Source organism: Streptomyces sp. NPDC048523, assembly GCF_043199815.1.
Lineage (GTDB): Bacteria > Actinomycetota > Actinomycetes > Streptomycetales > Streptomycetaceae > Streptomyces.
The window spans coordinates 1,525,254-1,540,940 of the sequence record NZ_JBICWQ010000001.1 but is presented as its reverse complement, the minus strand read 5'-3'; the positions used below and the strand labels follow the sequence as shown (position 1 = coordinate 1,540,940).

Annotated in this window: 12 protein-coding genes; 6 read left to right on the top strand and 6 right to left on the bottom strand. The window is 72.1% G+C overall.

The features are described from left to right. Positions 1 to 61: 61 nt before the first annotated feature. A complete protein-coding gene (locus ACGFWE_RS07015; protein ID WP_393598439.1) occupies positions 62 to 949 on the top strand; it encodes a class I SAM-dependent methyltransferase in 888 nt (295 codons plus the stop codon). A gap of 2 nt (positions 950 to 951) precedes the next feature. On the opposite strand, the gene ACGFWE_RS07010 is transcribed toward ACGFWE_RS07015, so the two are convergent. Continuing rightward, complete coding sequence (locus ACGFWE_RS07010; protein ID WP_393598437.1) at positions 952 to 2,427, bottom strand: glycosyltransferase family 39 protein; 1,476 nt, start codon at positions 2,425 to 2,427, stop codon at positions 952 to 954. Between the two features lie 210 nt (positions 2,428 to 2,637). Here ACGFWE_RS07010 and ACGFWE_RS07005 point away from each other — a divergent pair, with 210 nt between their 5' ends. Together ACGFWE_RS07005 and ACGFWE_RS07000 are read left to right on the top strand one after the other, a co-directional pair. After that, entirely contained in the window at positions 2,638 to 6,042 is a 3,405-nt protein-coding gene (locus ACGFWE_RS07005; RefSeq protein ID WP_393598435.1) for a hypothetical protein, read from the top strand. Positions 6,043 to 6,111: 69 nt separating this feature from the next. Beyond that, on the top strand, positions 6,112 to 6,813 hold the full coding sequence (locus ACGFWE_RS07000) for an SDR family oxidoreductase (protein ID WP_393598433.1): 702 nt from the start codon (positions 6,112 to 6,114) through the stop codon (positions 6,811 to 6,813). 93 nt (positions 6,814 to 6,906) lie between these two features. Here ACGFWE_RS07000 and ACGFWE_RS06995 read toward each other — a convergent pair whose 3' ends face one another. Next, positions 6,907 to 7,743: an aldo/keto reductase gene (locus ACGFWE_RS06995; protein ID WP_352381251.1), complete on the bottom strand. Its 837-nt coding sequence runs from the start codon at positions 7,741 to 7,743 to the stop codon at positions 6,907 to 6,909. A gap of 200 nt (positions 7,744 to 7,943) precedes the next feature. Here ACGFWE_RS06995 and ACGFWE_RS06990 point away from each other — a divergent pair, with 200 nt between their 5' ends. After that, complete coding sequence (locus ACGFWE_RS06990) at positions 7,944 to 8,732, top strand: heparin lyase I family protein (RefSeq protein ID WP_393598431.1); 789 nt, start codon at positions 7,944 to 7,946, stop codon at positions 8,730 to 8,732. An 8-nt stretch (positions 8,733 to 8,740) separates the two neighbouring features. On the opposite strand, the gene ACGFWE_RS06985 is transcribed toward ACGFWE_RS06990, so the two are convergent. Together ACGFWE_RS06985 and ACGFWE_RS06980 are read right to left on the bottom strand one after the other, a co-directional pair. After that, positions 8,741 to 10,567 (bottom strand): AMP-dependent synthetase/ligase, encoded by a 1,827-nt coding sequence (locus tag ACGFWE_RS06985; protein ID WP_393598429.1) that lies wholly within the window; start codon positions 10,565 to 10,567, stop codon positions 8,741 to 8,743. 321 nt (positions 10,568 to 10,888) lie between these two features. Beyond that, complete coding sequence (locus ACGFWE_RS06980; RefSeq protein ID WP_393598427.1) at positions 10,889 to 11,752, bottom strand: LysR substrate-binding domain-containing protein; 864 nt, start codon at positions 11,750 to 11,752, stop codon at positions 10,889 to 10,891. A 182-nt stretch (positions 11,753 to 11,934) separates the two neighbouring features. Between ACGFWE_RS06980 and ACGFWE_RS06975 the strand changes: the two genes are divergently transcribed. Beyond that, complete coding sequence (locus ACGFWE_RS06975) at positions 11,935 to 12,957, top strand: bile acid:sodium symporter family protein (RefSeq protein WP_393598960.1); 1,023 nt, start codon at positions 11,935 to 11,937, stop codon at positions 12,955 to 12,957. Here the strand turns inward: ACGFWE_RS06975 and ACGFWE_RS06970 are convergent. Then, entirely contained in the window at positions 12,893 to 14,119 is a 1,227-nt protein-coding gene (locus ACGFWE_RS06970) for a DUF4185 domain-containing protein (protein WP_352381244.1), read from the bottom strand. The genes ACGFWE_RS06975 and ACGFWE_RS06970 overlap by 65 nt on opposite strands. Positions 14,120 to 14,223: 104 nt before the next feature. Continuing rightward, complete coding sequence (locus ACGFWE_RS06965; RefSeq protein ID WP_393598425.1) at positions 14,224 to 15,141, bottom strand: zinc-binding alcohol dehydrogenase family protein; 918 nt, start codon at positions 15,139 to 15,141, stop codon at positions 14,224 to 14,226. 89 nt (positions 15,142 to 15,230) lie between these two features. On the opposite strand from ACGFWE_RS06965, the gene ACGFWE_RS06960 reads away from it, so the two are divergent. Continuing rightward, the gene (locus ACGFWE_RS06960; RefSeq protein WP_393598423.1) at positions 15,231 to 15,668 is read left to right on the top strand and encodes a MarR family winged helix-turn-helix transcriptional regulator; all 438 of its coding nucleotides are present in this window, start codon (positions 15,231 to 15,233) and stop codon (positions 15,666 to 15,668) included. Positions 15,669 to 15,687: the final 19 nt, after the last annotated feature.

The following is a 15,687-nucleotide window of genomic DNA, read 5'->3' as shown; positions in this document are numbered from 1 at the left end:
CGCTGGCGTCTTCGCGGTGCGTCGGCGCACGCTGGCCGCATCCCGAGGAGAGGCTGACACCATGGCGCACGATCACGGCACCCACGGTCACCATCACCACGAGCACACCGACATCGACTGGTCCAGGATGGCCCAGCACCTGGAGACCCAGGCGGAGCTGTTCACGCCGCTGTACGAGCGGGCCCTGGCGTGGCTCGGGCACAAGCAGACCGAGCCGGGGCTGATCGTCGACGCGGGCAGTGGGCCCGGGGTGCTGTCCTGTCTGCTCGCCGAGGCGTTTCCGGGGGCCCGGGTGGTCGCCGTAGACGGGGCCGAGCCGCTGCTGGAGCGGGCGCGGGCTCGGGCCGAGCGGCTCGGTGTCGCCGACCGCTTCGGCACCCTCGCCGGTGAACTGCCCGGAGCCCTCGACGAGTTGGACTATCCCGTCGACCTGCTCTGGGCCAGCCGGAGCCTGCACCACCTGGGGGACCAGCGGGCCGGGATCGCCGCTTTCGCCTCGCGGCTGGCCCGGGGCGGCACGCTGGCGTTGCTGGAGGGCGGGCTGCCGGCGCGCTTTCTGCCCCGGGACATCGGGATCGGACGGCCCGGCTTGCAGGCCCGGCTCGACGCGCTGGAGGAGGAGTGGTTCGCGCAGATGCGGTCGGATCTTCCCGACTCCGTCGCCGAGGTCGAGGACTGGCCCGCGCTGATGGCCGCCGCGGGGCTGCGGCACACCGGTACCCGCAGCTTCATGCTCGATCTGCCGGCGCCGACGACCGATCGGGCCCGTGCGTACATCGCCGCGTCGCTGGGGCGGCTGCGGGAGGTGTTCGGGGAACACCTGGAATCCGGCGACCGGGACACTCTCGACCGGCTGCTCGATCCCGAGGACGCGGCGAGTGTGCACCGGCGGGCGGATGTGTTCGTGCTGGCGGCGCACACCGTGCACACGGCTGTGCGGACCGGTTGAGTTCAGTTCCGCCGCTGGATGTGCCGCCGTGTGTCCTCGGGCGGCTGCGGGCCGTCGGTGGCTTGTCGCGCAGTTCTTCGCGCCCCTGAAGGGGCGCGGGTGTACTCGGTGATCAGTGCGCCCTGTACCTGTCGGACACGGGTGGGCACGAAGGACTCGGCCAGTACGTGTCGCTTGACCTCCTCCTGTGGTGTCCGGTCCAGAGGCTGCCCCGCCGGATCCGCTACGGTGACGATCCGTTCCGTGGCCAGCATGCGGGCCCGGATCACCGGGGCCGGGACCTCGGTGCCGTACAGGGTTCCCGAAGCCGCCGGGCCGCGGTCCAGGGCCAGGTCGCGCGGGCGCCGGGCCGAATCGGGGGCCGGGTCCAGCAGTGACCACACGCGGCGCCGGGACGGCAGGTAGAGGACACCCTCGGCGTGCGCGCCGCTCATCGCCCGGCTGATCGCCGTCGCGTCGTCGGTGCGGCTCTGCGGGGTGCGCAACTGGAGGGTGACCGGCAGCAGCGCGAGCACGGCCGTGGCCACGGCGAGGGTGCGGGTCCGGCCCAGGCGCTCGAGGGCCGCGCCGATCAGGAGGGCCGTGCCCGCGTGGCCGTAGAGGACATAGCGGTCCACGTAGAGCGGCTTCAGCGGGGTCAGGAGGATCAGGGTCAGCCCGGGCAGGACCGTCAGGGGCAGGGCCAGGCGGGGCAGGGGCCCGTGTCGGAGCGGGACGGCGCAGGCCAGGGCCAGTGCGCTCACAGCGGCGAAGCCGAGCAGCGCGCCTGCCCCCGGGCCGCCGATCCACGAGACCTGGTCCGACTGGCGTGTGCTCAGGGCGGCCAGGGGAGCCAGGCCGGCGCAGACCACGAGGGCCACCCGCAGGGCGGGGCGGTGGGCCGGGCGCGGGAGGGCCGCCAGATGCGCGGGCACGGCCAGGACCGCGAACTCGTGCAGCCAGCACGCGGCGAGCAGGACCGTGCCGTACGCCGTCCAGGCACCGGGCGTACGGCGGCCCGTCGCCCGCACCAGCAGGTACGTCGCCCAGACGAGCAGCGCGCAGACGACGGCATAGGAGCGGCCCTCCTGCGCGTACCGCTGGACCGGCGGCAGCACCGAGAAGGCGAGACCGGCCAGCAGGCCCGCGCGCGGTCCGGCGAGACGGTGGCCCAGCAGGGCGAGACCGGCGGCCGCCGCCGCGGTCGCCAGGACCGAGGGAAGGCGGAGCACCAGCAGCGGATCCGCCCCCCGGAACACCCGGAACAGGGCGTGCATGAACAGGTAGTACAGACCGTGCACGGCGTCGGCGTTCCCCAGCGCCGTCCACAGGTCGGGCAGCGAGCGCCTCGCCATGTCGTACGTCACCACCTCGTCCCGCCATACGCTGCCGTCGCGCCGGACGCCCCACAGGTCGAGGGCGAGGGAGAACGCGGCCGGGACGAGCGCGTGCCGGGGGAGCCGGGCGCAGGGCGTGGTTCCGGACGGGGTGGAGGGCAACCGGACCGGCCGTGACAGGGGTCCTGGTGAGTGTGTGGTGGTGATGGCTGACTCCGGTGCGTGGCGGGAGCGCGGGGCCCGACGAGCGGGCGTGCACCGATGAGTTCAGGCGCCGGCGGATTGTTGGGCAGCCCCCGTTCGGCGGGCCAATCAATGCGCGAGGGCGGTGGCCGGCCGGTGGGAAGGCCGCGAGTGAAGGGGGAGTGGCCCATGGGGCGCCGGGAGAAGCCGCTCGATCCGGGGGCGGGGGTCGTGCAGCGGTTCGCGTACGAACTGCGCAAGCTGCGCGACGAGGCGGGCACCCCGACCTACCGGGCCATGGCCGCCGGTGCGGGCTATTCCGCGCCCACCCTGTCCGCCGCCGCGGCCGGTGAACGGCTGCCGACACTGCCGGTGCTCCTCGCCTATGTCACCGCGTGCGGGGGTGACCCGGGGGAGTGGGAGGGGCGTTGGCGGAAGGTCTTCGCCGAGTCGGCCGACGCGCGGGTGATCGAGGACGCCGACGACGAGGACAGTCCCTATCCGGGACTCGCCCGCTTCGAGACGGGGGACGGGGAGCACTTCCACGGCCGCGACGACCTGATCGCCGAACTCGCCGGACTCACCGCCACGAAGAGGTTCGTGGGGGTGACCGGGGCGAGTGGAAGCGGCAAGTCCTCCTTGCTGCGGGCCGGGTTGATACCGGTGCTGCGGTCATCCTCGGCCGCGCGCGGTCCCCACCTCGCCACCATCCGCCTCCTCACCCCCGGCTCCCATCCCCTGCGCACCCACCGGGCCCTGTTCACCCCGCACGACGGTCCCGGCGACACCCTCCTCGTCGTCGACCAGTTCGAGGAGGTCTTCACGCTCTGCGCCGATGCCGGGGAACGCGCCGGATTCCTCGGGCAGTTGCTTACGGCCGCCGACCCGGCGTCGCGGCTGCGGGCGGTGATCGCCGTACGGGCCGACTTCTACGGCCGGTGCGCCGAGCACGGGCCGCTCGCCGAGGCGCTCAGGGACTCCACGCTGCTCGTCGGACCGATGCGGCCGGCCGCGCTGCGGGAGGCCGTGGTGCGCCCCGCCGCCGCTCAACGGCTGGTCGTGGAACGGGCGTTGACCGCGCGGATCGTCGCGGACGTGACCGGTGAACCGGGCGGGCTGCCGCTGATGGCCCACGCGGTGCGCGAAGTGTGGCGCCGGCGCACCGGCAGGACACTCACCCTCGCCGCCTACGAGGCCGTCGGCGGGGTCCGCGGTGCCGTCGCGCACACCGCGGAGGCCGTCCACGCCCGGTGCACCCCCGCCGAGGCCGCGGCACTTCGCCGCCTGCTGCTGCGGATGGTGCACCCCGGTGACGGTACCGAGGACACCCGGCGGCCCGTGGACCGCGCGGAGCTCGACGCGGACGGGACAACGGCCCACGTCCTGGAACTGCTGGTCCGCAAACGGCTCCTGACGGTCGACGGCACCACCGTCGACCTCGCCCACGAGGCGCTCCTCGGCGCCTGGCCGAGGCTGCGGGGCTGGCTGGACGAGGACCGTGAACGGCTGCGCCTGCACCGCGGACTCACCGAAGCAGCCCTCACCTGGGACGAGTGGGGGCGGGACGCGGGCGCCCTGTACCGGGGCACCCGGCTGACACGGGCCCGGGAGACCTTCGGTGACGGCCCTGACGCTGGTGACGTCGGTGAACTGAACCGGCTCGAACGGGACTTCCTGGCGGCAAGCGTGGAGACCTACGAACGCGGCCGGCGGGCCGCCGCCCGGGCCGCCCGCCGCCTGCGCGCCCTGACCGCGGCGCTCGCCGTGCTGCTGTGTCTGGCCGTGGTCGCGGGCGTCGCCGCCTGGCGGCAGAGCGGGGTCAGCGCCCGGCAGCGGGACGAGGCCGAGGCCCGCGGCGCGGCCGAACTGACGGACACCCTCAGGCAGAGCGATCCGCGCACCGCGGCGCACCTCGCCCTGGCCGCGTGGAAGGTCGCCGACCTGCCCGAGACCCGCCGGGCCCTGCGGACGGCCGCCGCGCAGAGCGAACGGGACGTGTTCGCCGCGCCCGAGGAGGGCGGTCGCGCCCTCGACGCCCCGACGTGGCTCGGCAACAACGGCCGTATCCTGACAACTCTCGTACGTGACAAGGTCGTTCAGTGGGACGTGACGACCCACCGGCGCATCCGCTCCGTCGAGTGGCCCGGCCTGTCCGAGGACGTGGTCGCCGTCAGCGAGGACGGCCGGCTGGTCGCCAGGCGGGGGCCGGGCGGCACGGATCTGGTGGTCGGCTCACCGGCGGACGGCACTGCACACCGGTTCGCGACCGGCCCGGCGACCGACACCGACGCCGCGTTCGGACCGGACGGACGCACACTGCTCGTACGGCGGCTGGTGCCGGGCGGCGACGAGCGGGCGACGCTGACCCGGTGGGACGTACGCCGGCAGCGGGTGCTGTTCCGGTACGAACGGGGCACCGGTGACGGCGCGTTGCCCGCGCAGAGCCGCGACGGCCGCTATCTCGCCTGGTGCACGGACTCCGGCGGGCAGCCGCGGATCCTGGACACAACCGCCGGACACCTCGTGACCACCCCCGTGCCCACGGCGACCGGGCGCGCGCTGTGCCGGGGGGACGAGCTCACCTTCACCGCCGACAGCCGGGCCGTGGCGACCGCCACCTCCACGGGCGTCGTGACGTGGGACATCCGGACCGGCCGGGAACGGCCCCGGCTGCCCCTGCCCGATGCCCTGCGCGTCGAGTTCGCCGGTGACTACGCCGTGACCTGGGCCCTGGGCTCCCTCGCACTGTGGCGCCTCGACCTGCCCGCCGACGCGGACGACAGCCCGCGCGAACCGCTGCTCACCTTTCCCGTCGACACCTCGGCCGTGGGCGACCTGCGCCTGGACCCCGGCGCGGGCGTGCTGCGCTACCGGGAACAGGGGCGCACCGCCTCCGTGCACACCCTCTCGCTCCAGGGGCTGACGGGCGGAGCGTGGCGGGACCGGGCGGCGCGAGCCGCTGCCTTCGACATCAGGGGCCGGCCGGCCCGGGTGAAGGCGCCCGTGACCGTGAACGGCGAGGAGACCGTGACCGTCGACCCGGCCGGCCGCACCGCGCTGACCTCCGAGGGCACCCTCGTGGACGTCTCGACGGGCAGGCCGCCTAAGGGCCGAGCCGGGGTGCAGGGTGAGGACTACCTCACCGAAGGGGCCTTCAGCCCCGACGGCCGGTACCTGGCCGCCGCCGACGTCCAGGGCCGCGTCACCCTGTGGGACGCGCATCATTGGCGCAGGCTGGCCGTTCTGAGGAGTGGCGGCTCCAACCGGCACCAACCCACGCTCGGCTTCTCGGCCGACGGCTCACTGGTGGCCGCCAGTGAGCCGGACGGGTCCGTGCACGTGTGGGAGACCGCCACCCCCGCCCTCCCGGCCGCCACCCTGCCCGTGGGGGACTCTCCGGTACTCGCCCTCGGATTCACCCCGGACGGCGTGGAGTTGCACGTGGCCACACCCCATCTGGCCGACAGGACCTACCCGTTGGAGCCCGACCGTGCCGCCCGCACGGTGTGCGCCCGGACGCCCGCGGAACTCACCCGGACACAGTGGCGGCGCTGGTTCCCCTCGGCCGATCACCGCCAGGCCTGCGGTACTTGACTTCGAGAACGCTCCAACTGATGTACTCCCCGACATCCACGAGATGACGGAAGAACACAGGGGGAAGCCATGTCCGACTCACCGGTCGCGCTCATCACCGGCGGCGGCAGCGGTATCGGCGCCGCGGTCGCACGGCGACTGCTCGACGCGGGCCACCGGGTGGCCGTCACCGGGCGGGGCGAGCCGCGCCTGCGTGCCTTCGCCGAGGAACTGGGCGACCCGGAGGGGCTGTTGACGTTCGTCGGCAACGCCGCCGAGTACGGCGACATCCAGGCCGCCGTCGACGGCACGCTCAAGGAGTTCGGCCGGCTGGACACGGTCGTGGCCAACGCGGGCTTCGCCACCCATGACACCGTGGCCGCGGGAGACCCCGCCGGCTGGAGCGAGATGGTGCTGACCAACGTGCTCGGCCCCGCCCTCCTGATCCGCGCCTCCATCGACGCCCTCAAGGAGACCCGCGGCCGGATCGTCCTGATCGGCAGCGTCGCCGGGTTCATCCACGGGCCCGGCAACCTGTACGGGGCGACGAAGTGGGCGGTGACCGGGCTCGCCGAGAACGCCCGCCGTGAGGTGACCGAGTTCGGCGTCGGCGTCACCCTGGTGGCCCCCGGCCGCGTGGAGACACCGTTCTGGGACGGCAACGGCAGCCTGCCGCCCGGCCACCTGCTCACCGCCGACCAGATCGCCGACTCGGTCGTGTGGGCCGTACGGCAGCCGGAGGGCGTCGACGTCAACACCGTGGTCGTACGGCCGATCGGGCAGCCCGTCTGACGCGCGGAGCAGATCGGCTGACGCCGGACGCACGACGGCCGGCGGTGGGCCCCCTACGACAGGGGGCCCACCGCCGGCCGAACCGCTGTGCTGTCAGGCGGCGTTGAACGTCGACGGGTCCGGGCCCAGGCGCCGGTCCTCGTCGAGCGCGCTGATCGCCGCCAGGTCCTCGGCGTCCAGACTGAAGTCGAAGACCTCGATGTTCTCCTTGATCCGGGACGGCGTCACGGACTTGGGGATCACCACGTTGCCGAGCTGGAGGTGCCAGCGCAGCACGATCTGGGCCGGGGTGCGGTCGTGCTTGCGGGCGATGGCCACGACGGCCGGGACCTCCAGGAGGCCCTTGCCGGAGCCGAGCGGCGACCACGCCTCGGTGGCGATGCCGTGCTCCGCGTGGTACTCACGGGCCGCCTGCTGCTGGAGGTGCGGGTGCAGCTCGATCTGGTCGACGGCGGGGACGACCGACGTCTCGGCGATCAGCCGCTCCAGGTGGTCGGGTTCGAAGTTGGAGACTCCGATGGCCCGGATCCGGCCGTCCGCGTGCAGCTTCTCGAACGCCTTGTACGAGTCGACGTACAGGTCGCGGGAGGGCGTGGGCCAGTGGATCAGGTACAGGTCCACGTAGTCCAGGCCGAGCTTGTCCAGCGAGGTGTCGAAAGCGCGCAGGGTCGCGTCGTAGCCCTGGTCGCTGTTCCAGAGCTTGGTGGTGACGAAGATGTCCTCACGGGCCACTCCGGAGGCGGCGATGGCCTTTCCGGTGCCCACTTCATTGCCGTAGATCGCCGCTGTGTCGATGCTGCGGTACCCGGCCTCGAGCGCCGTGGCGACGGCGCGCTCGGCCTCGTCGTCCGGAACCTGCCAGACGCCGAAACCCAGCTGGGGCATCTCGACGCCGTTGTTGAGGGTGATCGGGGGGACCTTGCTGCTCACGAGCTCTTGATCCTTACGGTTGTCGTCAGGTGGTACCACCATCGTCAACGATCACGAGCCGTGATGCATTCCTGACGGGAGAATCCATCTGGTCTCTTTAGTCCGGACCATTGACCGTCAACTGCCCTGCGGCGACCCTGGATTGCGTCACTGAACGTCGTGCATGAATGTGAACGCCCCATAGTGAGGTGATCTTTGTCATGAGCACATCCAGAAGAACTCTGCTGGGCGCCGCGCTCGCCGGTGCGGCCGGAACCGTGGCCGGTCTGCCGGCCGCCACCACCGCCCACGCCGCCTCCTGGCAGCAGAAGTGGGCCCCGACCGCGAGTGGCGACGGCCTCGGCGCCTTCGAGACCGTCGAGGACGACCGCGCCGACTCGCACCCCGGCGGACAGCCCCATATCTACGCCACCGGCGACAACTGGCGCTTCAACATGCACATGGCCGACCGCGACACCTCGACCGACCGCCAGCGCCAGGAGGTCACCGGGCTGCGCACCAGCGGCAGCAGCTACCTGAAGTGGACGCAGGGCCAGACCTGGCGGGTCACGTACTCGATGTACATCCCGAGCTCGCTGAAGGCCACCACCAGCTTCACCCACATCATGCAGATGAAGCAGCCGGGCACCGGCACCTCGCCGATCGTCGTGCAGTCCCTGCGCAGGGTGAACGGCGCGCAGACCATCGAACTGAAGCTGCTCGACAGCGACACCCTCGTGGGCCGCACGAGCCTGGACCCGCTGCACGACAGATGGACCGACGTCGACTTCCAGATCAAGGTGGGCAACGGCTCGGCGGGCTCGGTCCGCTGGATCCTCAAGACCGGCGGCTCGACGGTGATCGACGCGTCGAGGACCGGGGTCGACACCTTCCTGGCGGACCGGGTGCGCCCCAAGTGGGGTATCTACCGCTCCCTCGGCGACACCTCGGGGTCCCTCCAGGACACCTATCTCCTGCTGACGAACCTGCGCGGCTACCAGCTCGTGTGAGGCGGGGCTCAGGCCCGGTACAGGGCGTCGACCTCGCCCGCGTACGCCGTCTCGATCGCCTTGCGCTTCAGCTTCAGCGACGGGGTCAGCAGCCCGTGCTCCTCGGTGAAGGGCTGCGCCAGGATGCGGAACGTACGAATCGACTCGGCCTGCGAGACCAGGGTGTTGGCGGCGACCACCGCTCGCCGCACCTCGGTCTCCAGGTCGGCGTCGCGCACCAGCTCGGCGGGGGACATCCGGGGTTTGTCGCGCATCCCCAGCCAGTGCTCGACGGCCTCCTGGTCGAGGGTGACCAGGGCGGCGATGTAGGGGCGGTCGTTGCCCACGACGATGCACTGCGAGACCAGGGGATGATCGCGCACCCTCTCCTCCAGCACACCGGGGGAGACGCTCTTGCCGCCGGAGGTGACGAGGATCTCCTTCTTGCGGCCGGTGATGGTGAGATAGCCGTCCTCGTCGAGGGAGCCGAGGTCCCCGGTGGCCAGCCAGCCGTCGTGCAGGGACTCGTCGGTGGCCTTCTCGTTGTTGAGGTAGCCCTGGAAGACGTTGGGGCCGTACAGCCAGATCTCGCCGTCGTCCGCGATGTGCACGGTCATGCCGGGGATGGGTTGGCCGACCGTGCCGTAGCGGGTGCGCTCGGGCGGGTTGGCGGTCGCAGCCGCGGTCGTCTCGGTGAGGCCGTACCCCTCGTAGATGTGCACGCCCGCGCCGGCGAAGAACAGCCCGAGCTTGCGGTCCATGCCCGAGCCGCCGGTCATGGCCTGCTTGATGCGGCCGCCCATGGCCGCCCGCATCTTGGAGTAGACGAGCTTGTCGAAGAGCTGGTGCTGCATCCGCAGCCCCGCCGACGGGCCGGGCCCGATCCCCCAGGCCTTGGCCTCCATGGCTTCCGCGTATTTCACCGCCACGTCGACGGCCTTCTCGAACGGGCCGGCCTTGCCCTCCTTCTCCGCCTTGCGGCGGGAGGCGTTGAAGACCTTCTCGAAGATGTACGGCACCCCGAGGAAGAACGTCGGCTTGAACGCGGCGAGGTCGGGCAGCAGGGCGGCCGCGTTCATCTGCGGCTGGTGGCCGAAGCGGACCCGGCCACGGATCGCGGCGACCTGCACCATCCGCCCGAAGACGTGCGCGAGCGGCAGAAACAGCAGGGTCGCCGCCTCGTCGCCCTTCTTGGAGTGGAACACCGGCTCCCAGCGCTCGATGACGGTGTCCGCCTCGTACATGAAGTTGCCGTGGGTGATCACACAGCCCTTGGGGCGGCCGGTGGTGCCCGAGGTGTAGATGATCGTCGCGACCGAGTCCGGGGTCACGGCCTGCCGGTGGCGGTGCACCACCTCGTCCTCGATGGCGGCGCCCGCGTCGTACAGCTCCCGCACCGCGCCGGAGTCCAGCTGCCACAGCCGGTGCAGCTGCGGCAGCCGGTCGATGACGGTGGCGATCGTCATCGCGTGGTCCTCGTGCTCCACGATCGCGGCCGTGCACTCGGAGTCGTACAGCGCCCAGAAACACTGCTCGGCGGAGGAGGTCGGGTAGACCGGCACCACCTGCGCGCCGATCGTCCACAGGGCGAAGTCGAACAGCGTCCACTCATAGCGGGTACGGGACATGATCGCGACCCGGTCGCCGAAGCGGATGCCCTGGGCGAGCAGTCCCTTGGCGAGGGCCAGGACCTCGTCGCGGAACTCCGCGGACGTCACGTCCCGCCACTGTCCCTTCTCGTCCTTGCGGCCGAGGGCGATGTGCACGGGGTCGTTCTGGGCATGCTCGAAGACGACGTCGGCCAGTCCGCCCACCGGGGGTGCCAACGCCAACGGAGGGTTGGTGAACTCGCGCAAACCCCGCTCCCGCTCTCCCTGGCGCTCTGTGAAGCTCCGCACAGCGCCGTGAAAGCTACCCCACCCCGACATCCGGCGGGAGGGGGGCCGAAGCCGAGCGGTGCTCACGTATGGCCTGGTCAGTACCGGAAAATACCCTCACATGGGGAAGGGTCGGACAGAAAACTGACGGTTGCGTAAGTTTCCAGGCCGCCAATCTCCACTGAATCTGTACGTCCTGGGTACGGCTCGCGGCCTTGGTGAAACGGTTGTCCGCGGGATGCCGTCCTCTTCTTCCCTCAGCGCCGTCAGCACGGAATGTGTCACTCCGGCCGAGGAGTCTCACTGCCTGTGCAGCCGGTCCCCGCCCGCCAGGATCGCGGCGGCGAGCGCTTCGGCCGCCCCCTGCGCGGCCGTCCGGCGACGGCCGTGGACCAGCACGAAGTCCACCCGCCCCAGCTCCGGCAGCCCGGACCGGTCGGGCACCCGCACCAGCCCCGGCGGCACCAGGCCCCGGGAGTGGGCCATTACCCCCAGCCCGGCCCGCGCGGCGGCGATCAGTCCGTTGAGACTCCCGCTGGTGCACACGATCCGCCACTCCCGCCCCTGCCGCTCCAGCGCCTCCAGGGCCAGCGTCCGAGTGATCCCCGGCGGCGGATACACGATCAGCGGCACCGGACGGTCCGCGTCCAGGCGGAGCCGCTCCGCGCCGATCCACACCAGCCGGTCGTGCCACACCAGCTCACCCCGGGGGTCCTCCGGCCGCCGCTTGGCGAGTACGAGGTCCAGCTTCCCGGCGGCCAGCTGCTCGTGCAGGGTGCCCGACAGCTCCACCGTGAGCTCCAGGTCCACCTCGGGGTGGTCGTACCGGAAGCCCTCCAGGATCTCCGGCAGCCGGGTCAGGACGAAGTCCTCCGACGCCCCGAACCGCAGCCGCCCCCGCAGTCGCGTGCCCGTGAAGAACGCCGTCGCCTGGTCGTGCACCTCCAGGATCCGCCGCGCGAACCCCAGCATCGCCTCGCCGTCCTCCGTCAGCTCCACGGAGTGGGTGTCCCGGGTGAACAGCTGCCGCCCCGCGGCCTCCTCCAGACGCCGCACGTGCTGGCTCACGGTCGACTGACGCAGCCCCAGCCGCCGGGCGGCCTGCGTGAAGCTCAGGGTCTGCGCCACCGCCAGGAACGTACGCAACTGCGACGGGTCGTACATGCCGGAAGCTTATCGCGGAACGTGATGACAGTCAGAGCGGTATACGGGATTCCCGATCAAGCGGTTAAGGAGGACGATGGAGGGGGTCCTTCCGCCCCGAGGGAGGTACCCGTCATACGGCCGTACCGTCGTCGAACACGAGTAAGTGGAGCACCGTGAAGCGCCTGAAGTGGCCGGCCTGGATGCCGGTCGACCCGTACATCCTGTTGCTGCTCGGCACGGTGGGCCTCGCGGCCCTCGTACCGGCACGCGGGACCTCCGCGGACGTGGCCTCCGGAGCCTCCACGGCGGCGATCGCCTTCCTCTTCTTCCTGTACGGCGCCCGCCTGTCCACTCGAGAGGCCCTCGACGGCCTCAAGCACTGGCGGCTCCACGTCACGGTCCTCGCCTGCACGTTCGTGATCTTCCCGCTGCTGGGCCTGGCCGCCCGCGGACTCGTCCCGGTCTTCCTGACCGACCCGCTCTACCAGGGCCTGCTCTTCCTCACCCTGGTCCCCTCCACCATCCAGTCCTCGATCGCCTTCACGTCGATGGCCCGCGGCAACGTGCCCGCCGCGATCTGCGCCGGTTCCTTCTCCTCCCTGGTCGGCATCGTCCTCACCCCGCTCCTCGCGGCCGCCCTGCTCGGCAGCAGCGGCGGGTTCTCCGCCGACTCGCTCCTGGAGATCGTGCTCCAACTGCTCGTGCCGTTCCTGGCGGGCCAGGTGACGCGCCGCTGGATCGGCGGCTTCATCACCCGCCACAAGAAGGTCCTCGGCCTCGTCGACCGCGGGTCGATCCTGCTGGTCGTCTACACCGCGTTCAGCGAGGGCATGATCCAGGGCATCTGGCACCAGGTGAGCCCGCTCAGGCTCGGCGGGCTCCTGATCGTCGAGGCCGTTCTGCTCGCCCTGATGCTCGCCCTGACCTGGTACGGCGCCAAGGGGCTCCGCTTCGGCCGCGAGGACCGCATCGCCATCCAGTTCGCCGGCTCGAAGAAGTCCCTCGCCTCCGGACTCCCCATGGCCAGCGTCCTGTTCGGCGCGCACGCCTCACTCGCCGTGCTGCCGCTGATGCTCTTCCACCAGATGCAGCTGATGGTCTGCGCGGTGATCGCCAAGCGCCGCTCGCACGACCCCGTCCCGGAGGAGACCCGGGAGGTCAGCGCGCCGGGGTCAGCCGCAGCGTCACGAACCGCGGTCGGTACAACGACACGTTCCGGTTGAGCTGGGCCGAAGCGACCGCCGTCTCCAGCCAGTTGACGTCGTAGCTCAGCACCAGCCGCCCCCCGCCGCTCATTTCGAGGTGCGCCTGCGGGTTGTAGGCGGCGACCTGGCCCGGGGGCAGGGACGGGGTGAAGTCCTTCTCCGGACCGTGCCACGGCCCGGTGGGGGAACAGGACCAGTACGAGGTCACGGCCGCGAGCCCCTTCGTCCCCGCGGCCATGGTGAACAGCACGTACGTCCCGTCCTGCCGTACGACGGAGAAGGCGCTGCCCACTCCGGTGCGCCGCCCGTCCCCGAGCACCGGGTGCGGACGGGCGCCGGTCGTCCACGCCGAGCCGTCCCAGTACTCCCAGGCACCCGGCTCGGCGAGCCCGCCCTTCGGCACCCGGGCCACGTACGCCGAGGAGGCGGACCGGGACGCGGCCCGGCCGTCGTCGCCGCCGAAGACGTACGTCCACTCGCCGTCCTCGACCAGCGTCGTGCCGAACAGCACCCGCCGGGAGGGGTCCTCGACCCGCTGCTCGTCGAGGACCTTCGTGATCGACTCGACGCGCAGGTCGGGCAACGAGAGCGTGGCGACCTCGGTGGCGGTGGGGACGCCGTAGATCCAGGGGTACTGGCCCGCCGTCCGCACCCACAGCAGCACCCTGACGACCTGTTCGTCCGAGCCGGGGGAGCGTGGTTCGACGCGGGCCGCGACCGGCCAGCGCCACTGGTTCGGGGCCGGGTCCGGGAACAGGGGCGCCGGGAGGGTGGACTCCAGGCGGCCGTCGCGCATCAGCACCGCCGAATTGCGCACCAGCGGGGCGGTGGTGTCGCGCCACGCGTACGACTCGCCGAACGGGTTGGGCGGGCCGTACACCTGGCCGAGATAGGTGTCGGAGAACAGCCACAGCAGCCGTCCGTCGGGCAGCCGCACCGAGTGGGTGCCGTCGCCGCCGGTCCAGTCGTCGCCGCGGGCGCCGTCGTCGCCGTAGCGGGCGAACTCGGCGGTGAGGCGGTCGTTGGCCGACCAGGAGCCGACGGTGAGCGGTGTGCAGTCGCCGGAGTCCCGCCCGTCGCCGTCCGGGAGGGCGGAGATCAGCACGGCTCCGAGCACCAGCGCCAGCAGCAGACCGACGCCGGTGCCGGTTCGCCGTCGTGCTCGTGCGTCCTCGGGCACGGTTCGCGACGTTAGCGGCTGTGGCCCGCCGAGGAAAGGTGACCTTCGGTGCGCGGACGGTGGTTCCCCACCCCGCGCCTCACAAGAACCGCGCGCCTGTCCCGTCAGGGACGGAGTACGACCTTTCCGAGGTTGCGCCGCGACTCGATCACCTCGTGCGCCTTCGCCGCGTCCTCCAGGGCGAACTCCCCGTGCACGGCGGGCCGCAGCGTGCCGTCCAGGAACATCCGCCACAGTTCCCGGCGCCACCGTTCGTACAACTCCGGGCGCTCACGGGCGATCCGCGCCATCTGGAAGCCCGTCACGGACTTGGCGCCCACGAGAAGGTCGTACGCCTGGATCGTCCCGCCGCCCGAGCTGTACGCCACCAGCCGCCCGCCCGGGGCCAGCGCGGCCAGCGCCGGGGTGAGCAGCTCGCCGCCGACCGCGTCGAGGACGTAGTCGACGGGTTCACCCCAACTGCCGTCCGAGTAAAGGGCGGTGGCGTCGGCGCCGAGTGCGCGCACGAAGGCCGCCTTCGCCGGGTCGGAGACCGCGCCCACGACCCGGGACGCCCCCCGGACCCGTGCGAGCTGCACCGCGAGGTGGCCGACCCCGCTCGCCGCCGCCGTGATCAGCGCCGTCTCTCCCGGCTCGGGGTGCGCGGCCTCCAGCGCGCCGAGTGCGACCAGCCCGCTGCGGACCAGGGCGACCGCGTCGACCGCCGAAGCGCTGTCGGGGACCGGGGAGGCCATGGCCTCGTGCAGCAGCGCGGAGTCGGCGTAACCGTGGCCGAAGCACAGCCCCGTGACACGTTCGCCGGGCCGGAAGCGGGTGACGCCGGTGCCGGCGGCCACCACCGCGCCGGCGAGCTCGCCCCCGAGCGGCACCGGCTGTGCGGCCTCGCTGACCTTGCGGACGACCGGGAGGGTGACCCCGACCGCCTCGCAGCGCACCAGGAGCTCGCCCGGGCCCGGCTCGGGGACGGGCACCTCCTCCAGGAACAGCGGGCCACCCGTGGACGCGTACCGGACGCGACGCATCGCACCGACCTCCCGTGAATTCATTGGTGCTCCCAACGATAGAGAGGTAGTCGTTGGGAAGTCCAATGAATAATGGCTAGGCTGGCCGCATGGCCGAAGCACCCCTGCCCGCGATCCGCTCCCTCCCCAGCTGGCTCCTCGGCCGTGCCGCCGCCCGCGGACGGGCCCTGGTGGCCGAGGCGCTGGCCGCCGAGGGCCTGAAGATGTGGCACCACGTGGTGCTCTCCGCCGTTCGCGATCTCGCCCCCGTCGCCCAGGCCGACCTCGGCCGCGGGGTGCGGCTCGACCCCAAGGACCTGGTCGGCATCCTGAACGACCTCCAGTCCGCCGGTCTCGTCGTGCGCGAACCGGACCCCCGGGACCGCCGCAAGAACGCGGTGTCCCTCACGGGCGAGGGGGCGCGGCTGCTGAAACGCTGCGAGCAGGCGGCCCGCAAGGCCAACGACGAACTGCTGTCCCCGCTCTCGACGGCCGAACGCGCCCAGTTCATGGGCCTGTTGATCCGGATCTCCGAAACGGAGGGCTGATGGCGGACGACGTTCCGTC